The following is a 12,487-nucleotide window of genomic DNA, read 5'->3' as shown; positions in this document are numbered from 1 at the left end:
AACGCGGCAGACTTGGCCGCTATCGCGGCGTTCCTCAGCTTGGTCTTGCTCAGAGGTTTGTCGATTGGCATAAATGCTCCGGAGTCGGGTCATGTTATGCCTCGCACACAAAATTCAGGACAGGCTCTTGTACGGCGAAGGCTTTCCTTTTGGATGGTGATGGAACCCGCGAAGGAAGTTATGAATGTAGAGATCACCGGTGGAATCGTGTCCATAGGGATCATCGAGCGCATATTGCTCTTCTTCCGAATCTCCGAAATTGGATCGAAGTCGTACATTTATTAAATAAATTCCTTCGACGTTACTGACCGTCTTATGCACAAATACGCCCGATTTCTCGCAACGGGCCTTCCACATCGCCATTGCGCGCTGCCGTTGCGCCTGCTGTGCATCCAAGGCGTCCCGCCTCGCAGGCGACCCGCCGCAAGCGACCAGCAACACCAAGCTGACGAGGCCAGCCAAGTAGATCGACTTCATGCTCGTCTCCTCTCGGCCAAGCCTTCGCCCATACACAGCGCTTCCAGCGCCTTCGTCCCCTTACCGGTCCCAAATGCCGACGCGCGCTGTCTCGCCGCTTGGCTCAGACGTTCTCGCTGATGCGGCGCCAACTCCAGGGTCTCAACCGTCCGCCCCACCAACTGCTCAGCATCAAACATCCCGACCAGCCGTCCATTCACGCCGTCCTCGATGACTTCCCTGACCGGCGCCGTATCCGACCCAACCACCACGCACCCGGTCGCCATCGCTTCCAACATCGACCAGCTCAGCACAAACGGATAGGTCAGATACAGGTGCGCCGCTGACAGCTGCAGCACCCGCTTGTAATCCGCATACGGCAACTTCCCGAGGAAGTGCGTGCGCTCGGGATCGAGCTTCTCCCCGACCTCCTCCAGCATCGCCTGACGCCAGGTCTTGCCCCCACCCGGGGCCCGCCCATAACTGACGTCATCTCCCCCCACGATCACCACTTGGCAGCTCTTGTGCTGCTTCTGAATCTCCGGCAGCGTCCGCATGAACCGATGGAAGCCTCGATACGGCTCCAGGTTCCGCGCCACGTACGTGATCACCGGATCGCCTGCCTTGAGCACCGCGCCGTTCGGCATCGTCATCCGCGCCTGCGAATCCGGCCCCAATCCGTCGAGGTCGATCCCCTCGTGCCCCACCACGATCTTGTCGAGATACGCCTTCGGATGCTGCGCCTTCTGCCACTGCGTCGGGCTGATCGCCGCATCGCAGTTCTCCAGGTTCAGCAGATGCAGCGCGTTCCACGCCCGGATGCGCGCTCGGTCGTCGAAGCTCGCCGGGAACTCCGGATCGAAGCCGATGTCCGCGCCCTGCCAATCCGGGCTCAGCCCATTCCCTTGCGCCGGCGCGTTGTAGAACCACTCGCAGAAGTGCACGAGCCGCGCATCCGGGAACACGTCCTTCGCGTTGAGCGTCTCGCCCCAGCCCGGGTGCGCCAGGATCACGTCCGGCGTGAAGCCGCGCGCCTTGAGCTTGAGCATCACGCGCGCCACCGCCTGCCCATGCAGCACGGCCTCCTCCATTCGCCGCAGGTAGTGGTGCTGCTCCTTGCCCACCTCGCGATGCGGCTTGTAGCGGATCAGCGTGAGCCGCCCGCTGCGCTCGAGCTCCGGCATCCCCGGCGCCGTCTCCCGGCCGATGCCCACGACCTGCCAGCCCGGCCGCTGCGACCACGCCTTGGCCACATGCCGGAACTGCCCCGGAAAGTTCTGATGAACGATCAGCACCCGCATCACCGCTCCCTCAGGCTTTCCTGCACGTGCTCCTGCACCGGGTTGAACAGGTACTCGATGACGCGCCGTCGTCCGGTCTTCACCTCCGCCGTGACGTTCATCCCCGGCGTCAGCCGCACCGGCTTGCCATCGACATCGATGGCCCCTTTCCCCAGCACCAGCGTCACCGGAAAGATCGCCCTGCGCTTCTCGTCATTCACCGCATCCGCGGTCACGCTCTTCACCGTCGCGGGCACCGTGCCGTAGCGCGTGTACGGGAAGGTCTCGAGCTTGATCTCCGCCTCCTGCCCCGCGCGCACGAAGCCGATGTCCTTGTTCTCGAGCACCACTTCCGCCGTCACCTGCGCCTCATCGGGCACCAGCACCAGCAGCACCTGCGCCTCGGTCACGACGCCGCCAGCCGTGTGCACCGCCAGCTGTTGCACCGTGCCGTCCACCGGCGCCGTCAGCTTCGTGAGCTGATCGCGCTTGGCCGCCTTCGCGCCTTCCTCGGCGAGCTGCTTGAGCTTCAGATCCGCCTGCGCCTCGCGCTCGCGCAGCGTGCGCAGCGTCTCCGCCCGGTACGACGCCGCCGAGCCGCGCGACTCCGCCAGCGCCGCCTGCGCCTCGCGCTGACGCGCCAGCGCCATCGCCAGGTCCTTCTCCTGCTCCACCCGCTCCCGCGTGCGGTCCTGCCCCGCGTGCCCCGCGACGAAGCCCTGATCGCTCAGCGCCTTGTAGTCGCGCTCGCGCTGCTGCGCCATCGGCACCGTGCTCTGCAGCTTCTCGACGAGCTGCTTCGCTGTCGCGATCTCCGCCTCGCGCCGCTCCAGCTCCGCCTGCAGCTTCGCCAGCTTGGCCGAGATGTCCGCCCACTCGCTCTGCAGCTGGAAGCGCGCGCTGTCTGCGTCCTCGCGCGGCATCGACTTCACCGCCTCCGCCGCGAGCTGCGGCACGCCGCTCCCTGTCAGCGACTGCAGCAGCGCCCGCGCCCGCAGCACCTCCGACAGCGAGGCCACGCGCTCCTTCTCGACGCGGTGGCTGTCCGCCTCCGTCATCGTCGAGTCCAGCGCGATCAGCAACTGCCCCGCCTTCACCTTGTCCCCGTCCTTGACGAAGACCTCGCGCACCACGCTGGTCTCCAGCGGCTGAATGGTCTTGCTGCGGTCGCTGACGATGATCCGCCCCTGCGCCACCGCGACGATGTCGATCTGCCCGGCGATGGCCCACACCAGCGCGATCAGGAACAGCGCGCAGATCGCGATCGCCGCGCGACGCGGCGCCGGATGCGGCGGCGTCTCCTGCAGCTCCAGCGCCGCGGGCAGGAAGGCGCGCTCATCGGCCATGCGCCTGGGCCCGGCCAGCTCCTCGCGCCGCTCCCACGCGGCCTTGAACACCGCCGCATATCGCGCGAGCAGCTCGCGCGCCGGATGACGCGGCGCCTCGGGCGCCGTCGTCGTGTCGATCGGTGCCACGCTCATTCCGCGCCTCCTTCGCCCTGCATGCGCCACAGATGCGCGTAGAGCCCCTGCGGTTTCGAGATCAGCTCCTCATGGCTGCCCATCTCCGCAATGCGCCCCTTCTCCATCGCGATGATCCGGTGGGCATGCCGCACCGCGCTCAGCCGGTGGGCAATGATGAACACCGTCCGCCCCTGGCAGATCGCGCGCATGTTCTTCTGGATGATGGCCTCGCTCTCGTAGTCGAGCGCGCTGGTGGCCTCGTCGAAGATCAGGATGCGCGGCTGCCCGAACAGCGCCCGCGCGATCGCGATGCGCTGGCGCTGTCCGCCCGACAGCCCCGTGCCCTGCTCGCCCACCACCGTGTCGTAGCCCTCGGGCAGTTCCGCGATGAACTCATGCGCGCCCGCCAGCTTCGCCGCGTGGATCACCGCCTCCAGCGGCGCGCCCGGATCGGCGATGGCGATGTTCTCCCGCACCGAGCGGTTGAACAGCGTGTTCTCCTGCAACACCACGCCGACCTGGCGGCGCAGCTGCGTCGCGTCGGCCGTGGCGATGTCCTGCCCATCCACGAGCACCCGTCCCGACTCCGGCACGTACAGCCGCTGCAGCAGCTTGGTCAGCGTGCTCTTGCCCGAGCCGCTGCGCCCCACGATGCCGATGATCTCGCCCGCCGCCACCGTCAGGCTCACGCCGTGCAGCACCGGCTGCGCGTCGGGGCGGTAGCGGAAAGTGACGTTGTCCAGCGCCACATCGCCGCGCACGCGCGGCATCGCGCCGGCGCTCTGCGGCGCCAGCTCGGTGCGCGTGTTCAGCACGTCGCCCAGCCGCGCCATCGAGATGCCGGTCTGCTGGAAGTCCGTCCACATCTGCGCGATGCGCATGATCGGCTGCGCCACGCGGCCCGCGAACATGTTGAACGCGATGAACTGGCCCACGCTCAGCTCACCGCCCATCACCAGGTGCGCGCCCCACCACAGCGTCGCCGCGTTGACGAGCTTGCCGATCAGATTGATGCCCTCGTTGCCGTACTGCGCCAGCGTCTGCGTGCGAAACGACGCCGACACGTAGGCCGCGAGCTGCTCGTCCCACTTGCGCGCCATCTGCGGCTCCAGCGCGCTGGCCTTGACGGTCTGGATGCCCGTCACCGTCTCCACCAGCAGGCTCTGGTTCTCCGCGCCGCGCGCGAACTTCTCGTTGAGCCGCCCGCGCAGCACCGGCACGATCGACAGGCTCAGGATCAGGTACAGCGGCAGCGAGATCAGCACGATCAGCGTCAGCGTCGCGCTGTAGCTGAACATCACCGCAATGAAGATCACCGAGAACAGCACGTCCAGCACCAGCGTCAGCGCGTTGCCGGTGAGGAACTGGCGGATGTTCTCGAGCTCGCGCACCCGCGCCACCGAGTCGCCCACGCGCCGCGCCTGGAAGTAGGCCAGCGGCAGGTTCATCAGGTGCCGGAACAGCCGCGAGCCCAGCTCCACGTCGATGCGGCTCGTCGTGTGGCTGAAGACGTAGGAGCGCAGGATGTTCAGCGCGCTCTCGAACAGCATGATCACCACCAGCCCGATGACCAGCACGTCCAGTGTGGTCATGCCGCGGTGCACCAGCACCTTGTCCATCACGACCTGGAAGAACAGCGGGCTCACCAGCGCGAACAGCTGCAGGAACAGCGAGATCGTCAGCACCTCGCCCAGCAGCCGGCGGTGCTTGACGATGCTGGGAATGAACCACGAGAAGTCGAACTTGGCGAGCTCGCCCGCCAGGCTCGCGCGGCTGGTGACCAGGATCAGCTCGCCGGTCCATTCGGCGGCGAAGGTCTCCAGCGGCTCGATCGTGGGACGCGCGGCCTGCGGATCGCTCGACGGATCCATGAACAGCACCCGCTTGCCATCGCATTGCGCCAGCACCACCGTGCGGCCGTCCTTGAGCCGCGCCAGCGCCGGCAGAGCGACCAGCGTGAGCCGGTCCGGCGCGCTGCGCGAAGCCTTGGCCTTCAGACCGAGCCTCTTCGCGGCGAGCAGCAGGTCGCGCTCGCGGACCTCGTCGCTCGGACCCAGACCCAGCGCGTGCCGCAGCGACGGCACATCGGCCGAGACCTGATGCAGCCGCGCGATGACGCACAACGCGTGGAGCGCGCCGTCATCCCGCTCTGGATGCCGGTGCTGGTCCTGCTGCTGCTGCTGGTCCTGGTGCTGATCCTGCTGCTGGTGCTGCTCTCGCGGCCCTTGATCCTGGTGCTCACCGCGCGGTGCTTCGCACTCGCGCGCCTCCCTCGGGGCGCCTTGCGCGCCCGTCACTCCCGACATAACCCCACCCGTGCCGCATCAATGGCGGCTCAAACTTGTATTACTAAAAGGTTAAGCCACTCATAGATATGTTGCTCACCCCACAAAAGAGGGTGTGGTGACAAAGCGTCTGCGCAAATTCGGGCAGGTGCGCCATGCGCAAGTCCGTGTGAGGGAACGGTTGGAAATGAAAAAGGCGGCCGAAGCCGCCTTTCCAGGTCTTGCGCCGAAGCGCTTGCGCATCGCGCTCAGTCGCGGGCGTAGATGTCCACGTCCTTGGTCTCGCGCACGAACAGGAGGCCGATGACCAGGGTCAGCGCGGCGATGCCGATCGGGTACCACAGGCCGTGATAGATGTTGCCGTTCTGCGCCACCATCGCGAAGCTGATCGACGGCAGCAGGCCGCCGAACCAGCCATTGCCGATGTGATACGGCAGGCTCATCGAGGTGTAGCGGATGCGCGTCGGGAACAGCTCCACCAGCATCGCGGCGATCGGGCCGTAGACCATCGTCACGTACAGCACCAGCACCGTCAGGATCGCGACCACCAGCGGCGTGTTGACCTTGGCCGGATCGGCCTTGGCCGGATAACCCGCCGCCTTCATCGCGTCCGCCAGTTCCTTCTTGAACGCGGCGATCTTCTTGGCGCTGTCCTCGTCGAACTTGTGGCCGCCAGCGGTCAGCGTGGCGGTCGGCGCCTCGATGACCTTGTCGCCCACCTTCACCTGGCCGGTGCCGGCCGCGCCGGGCACCGTCTCGTAGTTCGCCGCGGCTTGCGCCAGCGCGCGCTTGGCGATGTCGCAAGGCGTGGTGAAGTCCACGTCGCGCGCCACCGGGCTGCCCTGGAACGAGCACTGCGCCGGGTCCGTCGTCAGCGTGATCTGCGCGGTGGCCTGGGCCTTGGCCAGGTCCGGGTTGGCCGCGTTGGTCAGCGCCTTGAACAGCGGGAAGTAGGTCAGGATCGCCAGCAGCAGACCCGCCATGATGATGGGCTTGCGGCCGATCTTGTCCGACAGCGTGCCGAACACGACGAAGAACGGCGTGCCGATCAGCAGCGCCACCGCCACCATGATGTTGGCCGCCGCCGCATCCACCTTGACCACGCTGGTCAGGAAGAACAGCGCGTAGAACTGGCCCGTGTACCAGACCACGCCCTGCCCGGCCACCAGGCCGAACAGCGCCAGCAGCACGATCTTCAGGTTCTTCCACTGCCCGAAGGACTCGGACAGCGGCGCCTTGGAGGTCTTGCCCTCGGACTTCATCTTCTGGAAGGCCGGCGATTCGTTCATCGACAGCCGGATCCACACGCTCACGCCGAGCAGCAGGATCGACACGACGAAAGGCACGCGCCAGCCCCAGGCCGCGAACGTGGCCTCGCCCAGCGCCGTGCGGGTGCCCAGGATCACGATCAGCGACAGGAACAGGCCCAGCGTCGCCGTGGTCTGGATCCACGAGGTGTACGCCCCCCGCTTGCCATGCGGCGCGTGCTCGGCGACGTAGGTCGCGGCACCGCCGTATTCACCGCCCAGCGCCAGGCCTTGCAGCAGGCGCAGACCGACCAGGATCACCGCGGCCGCGGGTCCGATCGTGTCGTAGGTGGGCAGCACGCCGACGATGAAGGTCGACAGGCCCATGATCAGGATGGTCACCAGGAAGGTGTACTTGCGGCCGATCATGTCGCCCAGCCGGCCGAACACCAGCGCGCCGAACGGTCGCACGATGAAGCCCGCCGCGAACGCCATCAGCGACGCGATGAACTGCGCCGTCGGGTCCAGGCCGGTGAAGAACTGCTTGCCGATGATCGCGGCCAGCGAGCCGTACAGGTAGAAGTCGTACCACTCGAACACCGTGCCCAGCGACGAGGCGAAGATGACCTTCTTCTCCTCGGCCGTCATCGGCGCGCTCGTGGTCACTGCGCTTGCAGTTGCCATGGGGTTGTCTCCTCGGAATTCCCAGAACCATCGACCGATGGCCCTTGCGTCGGGACTATCCGGGCCCGCTCTGACCCATTTCTGACGGCTTGCTTGCCTCTGGCTGACAAACTCCGGCGCAACCCTGAGGCCGGATTTCTCGATGCGGAATTTGGAGGCCTGTGAGCCGCAGCAAAGGGTATGTCCCTACCCTCTCCCGAGCGCCCCCTGTCCGTTGCCCTGTCAATTGCGGCGTATCCCCACCGGGAGGGACGCCGCGGCCTCCCAGGCCGGGCCGTCGAACCAGGCGTCGCCGTCCAGGCAGGCGGTCAGCATGTCCAGCGCATCCAGGCCCCAGAACAGCTTGTCGCCAACCCCGAAGGTGGGCACGCCGAAGACGCCGCGCGCCAGGGCCGCGTCGGTCGCGTCGCGCAGGTCGGCCTTGACTTCGTCCGAGGCCGGGTCGCGCATCGGCGCCAGGTCCGCCGTCAGCGCGGCGAGCCGCGCCGGATCGGCCGCGTCCAGGCCGCCGCGCCAGACGTGGCGCAGCACGCGCTCGACGGCGTAGCGGCCCGGCGTCTGGCCGGCCGGCGCGGTGGCCCACAGCAGCCGCGTCAGGCCCAGCGGGTTGAAGGGATGCGCCGCGGGCAGGTCCAGCGGCACGCCCAGCCGGTGGCCCAGCCACTGCACCTGGCGGTAGGTCCAGTCGCGCTTGCCGGGGATCTCGGCCGGCCCCTTGTGCTGCAGCGACTTCAGCATCGCGCCGAACAGCACCGGCAGGTAGCGCACCGCGACGCTGCGGCCGGCGAGCGCCTCGGGCAGCCGCTCAAAGGCCAGCGCGGCGTAGGGCGAGATCGGGTCGAAGTAGAAATCGATGGTGGTCATCGCGGTCCCTGTGTGGCGTCGAGGGTGTGGCCGTGGCGGCCGGGCCTGTCGGGCCGTTCAGGCCGTTCAGGTATTCGGGAGGGGCTCGGTGGCGAGCGCGCCGTGCGCGGCCAACAGCGCGCGGCGCTCGGGCAGCAGCGTCAGGATGCGGATGCGCTCAGCATCGTCGGCCTTGCTCCAGCCGGCGATCTCGGGGATGGTGCGGGCGCAGCCGCGGCATAGCGCGGTCGGCTCATGCATCTTGCAGACGTTGATGCAGGGCGAAGCGATGCGCCCTTCGGGCGTGCGGGCGAAGGCGGTCATTGCGCCACCTCGATCACCGGCGCGCCGGTCAGCGCCACCAGTTGCGGCGGCGACATCAGGAACACGCCGTTCGGGTGACCGGCCGCGGCCCAGATGGCGTCGAAGCGGAACAGCTCCTTGTCGATGAAGAGCAGCGGCGGCGCGGGCTCGCCGTCGGTGGCATAGCTCGGCTGGAAGCCCAGCGGCGACACGCCGCCGATGGAGAAGCCGGTGCGCGCCTTCACGTAGTCGGCATCGGCGCGGCCGAGCTTGCCGGTGTGGGCCTCGAGCTTGCGCTCGTCGACACGCTTGTCGCCGGAGGCGATCACGAGGACGGCGGCGTCATCGCTCTTGCGGCGGAACACCACGCTCTTGGCGATCTGGCCGAGCGCGACGCCCAGCGCGTCGGCAGCCTCCTGGGAACTGCGGGCCGAGACCTCGAGCCAGCGCGGCGCGTGTTCATGGGACAGCGCGCGCAGCGCGGCGGCGACGCGCAGGAAGCCGTCAGGGCGCGAGGCGTCGGGACCTGCGGTGTCGGCCTCGGGGGCGGCGGTCGAAGGGGATGTCGTGTCGCTCATGGCGCGCATTGTGCCGAAGGGCCGATTCGGGGGCGCAAGGCTGTCACCTCGGCGTCAGGGCGCTCTAGGGCGAGCGCTCTGCATTTGGCGGCGGCGTTGCGCTAAGGTCCGCCGCCATGACCGATGTGAAGAGCCCTTTCGAGCCCGAGTTCACCCGCGCGCTTTGCGAGATCTTCGAGCAGTTGATCACTTTCAATCAGGTGCTGGGATTGAAGGTCGACGAGCTGCAGCATGAGATCGTGCGAGCCCACATCCACATGCGGCCGGATCTGGTCGGGCATTACGCCCACAACCGGCTGCATGGGGGAGTGATCAGCGCAACGCTGGATGCGATGGGCGGGCTGGCGGTGATGGCGGCGACGGGGGCCAGGCATCTCGACGAACCGCCGACGCAGCGGCTGCAGCGCTTCGGCAAGCTGGGCACCATCGACCTGCGCGTGGACTACCTGCGGCCGGCCATCGGGCCGCTGTTCCGGTGCGAGGCGGAAGTCATGCGACTCGGCAGCCGCGTGGCGAATACGCGCATGGCATTCACCGATGAACAGGGACGGCTGCTGGCCACCGGGGCGGCGGCGTACATCGTGTCGTGAACCACGATGGAGCGACGGCGGGAGCCCCCCCTCTCCCCTGCCCTCTCCCCCCTCGCGGGGGGCGAGGGAGTTCTTGCGCAAGGCAAGTGCCGACACTCGCTCCCTCTTAACCCCCTCGCCCCAGCGGGGAGAGGGAGGGGAGAGGGGGCTCGTGCCACACCGCTGTCACTCCGTCGCAAGCTCCTCTTTCGCCGCGCTGATCCGATACGCGCATCGCCGCGCGCCGGCCAGCAGATGCTCGGTGCGCTCGACCTGCAGTTCCGGTCCCAGGCAGCGCTGGAACAGCGCCAGCTCCGATCGGCAGAATCCCTGGCAGCTCTGCGCCGCGGCGCAGATGGGGCAGTGATCTTCCACCAGCACCCAGTCGCGCCCCACCCGCTCGGCCCGCGCCATGTAGCCCTCCTCGGCGCGCAATCGAGCCAGCTCGCGCACACGATCGCCCGTCGTGCGGCAACGCGCCAACGCGGCGCGGTAGCGCTGCTCGCTGTCCTTCTCCCGCGCCGCGATGAGCTGATCCAGCCCCGCCTCGCCGAACACCGCCCGCGCCTGCTGGATCAACTGCACGGTGAGATCCCCATGCCGATCCGGAAAGCGCCCATGCCCCGCCGCCGTCAGCGACCACAGCTTCCTCGGCCGTCCCACCCGCCCCGGCACAGCCTCCCTGTCCTGCTCGTTCTCCCGCCGCCCGGCAGCGGGCTGGGACAAGAGCTCATCCTCCCCGCCAGCCTCCACCAACCCCTGCGCCTCCAACCTGGCCAGCAGCTTGTGCGCCCCCATCGGCGTGATCGCCAGCGCCGCCGCCAGCGTGGCGGCCGGCTGCGGCCCGCGGCTCTTGAGCTCGAACAGCAGCCGCTCCTCGTTGCCCTGGCTCATGAATGGCGCCTCGCGAAGCGGATGAAGCCGATCGCCGCCAGCAGGCAGGTGGCGCCTCCCAGCAGCATGATCCAGCGCGCCGAGAGCATCCCCAGCACGCCGCCGATGAGCGCGATCATCGTGTTGGACAGGCAGAACACCGTCGTCAGCAGCCCCATCACGCGGCCCTGCCCATGCGCGGCGAAGCGCTCCGACATCCACGCCGGCATCAGCGCGTTGTAGAACGACAGCGGAATCCCCAGCGCCGGAATCAACACCAGCCCCAGCCACGATGGCGCCAGGCTCAGGGCCAGCAGCCCCACCGCCGCCACCACCGCGAAGCGCGCCGCCCGATGCAGCGGCGCCGGCCCCGAGCCGATGCGCGCCGCCAACAGGCTCGCCGCCGTCATCGCCGCGCACTGCACCGCCGTCACGAGCGCGATGCCGCGGCTGCCCAGCCCCGCCTGCTGCAGCATCCACAGCGGCGCGAACTCGTACAGCGCGTTCACCCCCAGCGTGTAGGCCAGTTGCAGCAGCGCCAGATGACGCAGCACCGGATCCTGCACGACCAGCCCCAGCGACTGCTGCCGCCGCATCGCGGCGAGCATCCCGCCCTCCGGCGCCGCCGCCGGCCGGTCATCCGGCAGCCCCAGCCCGAGCAACACCAGGCACGGCACCAGCACCGCCGCCGCGACCATGAAAGGCACCGCCTCGCCCCACGGCAGCGTCAACCCGCCCAGCAGCGGGCCCACCAGCCAGCCGATGTAGAGGCTGGCGTTGAGCCACGCGAAGCTGCGCGTGCGCTCCAGCTGCGGATGCCAGTCCGCCAGCAGCGCCCGCACCACGGCGACATTGCCCTCGGTCAGGCCGGTCGCGAAGCGCGACAGCACGAACAGCGGATAGTCCCGCGAGGCCAGCGCGAACGCGCTCAGCCCGTAGCCGATCAGCGTCGCGGTGATGGTGATGCTGAGCACGCGGCGCCGCCCGTAGCGATCGGACATCGGGCCGACGACCAGGCTGCCGACCAGGATGCCCGCCGGATTCACCGCCAGCGCCAGCCCCATCAGCAGCTCAGGCCGCAGGCCCAGGAAATGCGTGAAGCCATCGACCGGCCCGTCCACGAAGATCGGCGCCAGGATCGGATACGGCAGCGCGACGCCGGCCGTGCTCATCAACGCGAGCGCGCAGACGGCCCAGAGCAGCAGGTGCGGATGGCGCAGCGGCGCCGGCGGATCGGTGGGGGCGGTGGTCGACAGCACGGCGCTCATTCTGCGGCCCCTTCCCGGCGCAGGCACAAGGCATACCCCGGCCAGCCACGATGGCGCCACTCCTCACGCGCCGCGTCGGCGAGCTTGATGCGGTGATCATTCATCGACGCGTGCAGCGACGGCAGCTCGCGCGTCCAGTCGTCCTCCGACGCGCTGCCCGCATGCACCAGCGCCCAGGCCGGCGCGGGCCGCAGCTCGGCGAGATAGGTGGCCAGCCACGCGCGCCAGACATTGCGCAAGATCTGACCCTCGTCGACGGCGAGACCGCGCGAGGCCGCCGCCTCCAGCAGCACCCGCAGCGCATGCGTGCCGGTCACCAGGTGCAGCGAGGCGAAGCCATGGCGCGCCAGGTACACCGCCAGCGAGGCCTCGGCGAGCGCGTCCAGCGTCAGGCGCGGGCGCTCGACGTAGCCGTCGAAGCCCGGCAGCGCGGCGGCGTGCTGCATCCGCGTCGTGATCAGCGTGCCGCCCATCGACGGCATCGCCAGCGCGGCATCGGCGCGCACCGCGTCGATCACCTCCCGCACGCTGGCACTGCCCTGCCCCGCCGGCACCGGCGGGCCGAGAGGGCTCTTCAGCCCGAGGGTCGTCTTCAGCGCGGCATCGAGCTCCTTCTGATGCCCCGACTGCAGCGCATA

The 12,487-nt window shown here is 68.7% G+C and carries 12 protein-coding genes; 1 reads left to right on the top strand and 11 read right to left on the bottom strand.

What is annotated here, in order from left to right; translation table 11 throughout:
• Positions 1 to 114: 114 nt before the first annotated feature.
• The 8 genes from ABDW61_RS24455 to ABDW61_RS24420 all read right to left on the bottom strand — a co-directional run bounded on the left by ABDW61_RS24455 (position 115) and on the right by ABDW61_RS24420 (position 9,139).
• A complete protein-coding gene (locus tag ABDW61_RS24455) occupies positions 115 to 477 on the bottom strand; it encodes a hypothetical protein (protein ID WP_343642515.1) in 363 nt (120 codons plus the stop codon).
• Positions 474 to 1,757, bottom strand: coding sequence for a glycosyltransferase family 4 protein (locus tag ABDW61_RS24450; RefSeq protein ID WP_343642513.1), 1,284 nt, complete (start codon positions 1,755 to 1,757; stop codon positions 474 to 476). The genes ABDW61_RS24455 and ABDW61_RS24450 overlap by 4 nt, the downstream gene beginning before the upstream one ends.
• The gene (locus ABDW61_RS24445; protein WP_343642511.1) at positions 1,757 to 3,217 is read right to left on the bottom strand and encodes an HlyD family type I secretion periplasmic adaptor subunit; all 1,461 of its coding nucleotides are present in this window, start codon (positions 3,215 to 3,217) and stop codon (positions 1,757 to 1,759) included. Before ABDW61_RS24445 ends, ABDW61_RS24450 begins: the two co-directional genes overlap by 1 nt.
• Positions 3,214 to 5,496: a type I secretion system permease/ATPase gene (locus ABDW61_RS24440; protein WP_343642510.1), complete on the bottom strand. Its 2,283-nt coding sequence runs from the start codon at positions 5,494 to 5,496 to the stop codon at positions 3,214 to 3,216. The genes ABDW61_RS24445 and ABDW61_RS24440 overlap by 4 nt, the downstream gene beginning before the upstream one ends.
• 236 nt (positions 5,497 to 5,732) lie before the next feature.
• A complete protein-coding gene (locus tag ABDW61_RS24435; protein WP_343642508.1) occupies positions 5,733 to 7,415 on the bottom strand; it encodes an MFS transporter in 1,683 nt (560 codons plus the stop codon).
• A gap of 222 nt (positions 7,416 to 7,637) precedes the next feature.
• A complete protein-coding gene (locus tag ABDW61_RS24430) occupies positions 7,638 to 8,279 on the bottom strand; it encodes a 2-hydroxychromene-2-carboxylate isomerase (RefSeq protein WP_343642506.1) in 642 nt (213 codons plus the stop codon).
• Between the two features lie 66 nt (positions 8,280 to 8,345).
• The gene (locus ABDW61_RS24425; protein ID WP_343642504.1) at positions 8,346 to 8,582 is read right to left on the bottom strand and encodes a DUF1289 domain-containing protein; all 237 of its coding nucleotides are present in this window, start codon (positions 8,580 to 8,582) and stop codon (positions 8,346 to 8,348) included.
• Positions 8,579 to 9,139 carry a YbaK/EbsC family protein gene (locus ABDW61_RS24420; protein WP_343642502.1) on the bottom strand — a complete coding sequence of 187 codons (561 nt, stop codon included), beginning with the start codon at positions 9,137 to 9,139 and terminating at the stop codon, positions 8,579 to 8,581. The genes ABDW61_RS24425 and ABDW61_RS24420 overlap by 4 nt, the downstream gene beginning before the upstream one ends.
• A gap of 116 nt (positions 9,140 to 9,255) precedes the next feature.
• Between ABDW61_RS24420 and ABDW61_RS24415 the strand changes: the two genes are divergently transcribed.
• On the top strand, positions 9,256 to 9,729 hold the full coding sequence (locus ABDW61_RS24415) for a thioesterase family protein (protein WP_343642500.1): 474 nt from the start codon (positions 9,256 to 9,258) through the stop codon (positions 9,727 to 9,729).
• 165 nt (positions 9,730 to 9,894) lie between these two features.
• Here ABDW61_RS24415 and ABDW61_RS24410 read toward each other — a convergent pair whose 3' ends face one another.
• From ABDW61_RS24410 to ABDW61_RS24400, 3 genes are read right to left on the bottom strand one after another with little or no spacing between them, the layout of a single operon-like run.
• On the bottom strand, positions 9,895 to 10,602 hold the full coding sequence (locus ABDW61_RS24410; protein ID WP_343642499.1) for a transcriptional regulator: 708 nt from the start codon (positions 10,600 to 10,602) through the stop codon (positions 9,895 to 9,897).
• Positions 10,599 to 11,849, bottom strand: coding sequence for an MFS transporter (locus tag ABDW61_RS24405; protein ID WP_343642497.1), 1,251 nt, complete (start codon positions 11,847 to 11,849; stop codon positions 10,599 to 10,601). Before ABDW61_RS24405 ends, ABDW61_RS24410 begins: the two co-directional genes overlap by 4 nt.
• The gene (locus tag ABDW61_RS24400; RefSeq protein ID WP_343642517.1) at positions 11,846 to 12,295 is read right to left on the bottom strand and encodes a questin oxidase family protein; all 450 of its coding nucleotides are present in this window, start codon (positions 12,293 to 12,295) and stop codon (positions 11,846 to 11,848) included. Before ABDW61_RS24400 ends, ABDW61_RS24405 begins: the two co-directional genes overlap by 4 nt.
• Between the last annotated feature and the right edge of the window lie 192 nt (positions 12,296 to 12,487).

Source organism: Roseateles sp. (genome assembly GCF_039595595.1).
In the GTDB taxonomy this organism is placed as follows: domain Bacteria; phylum Pseudomonadota; class Gammaproteobacteria; order Burkholderiales; family Burkholderiaceae_C; genus Roseateles.
The sequence above is the reverse complement of the archived record's forward strand: the minus strand, read 5'-3'. Positions and strand labels throughout refer to the sequence as shown.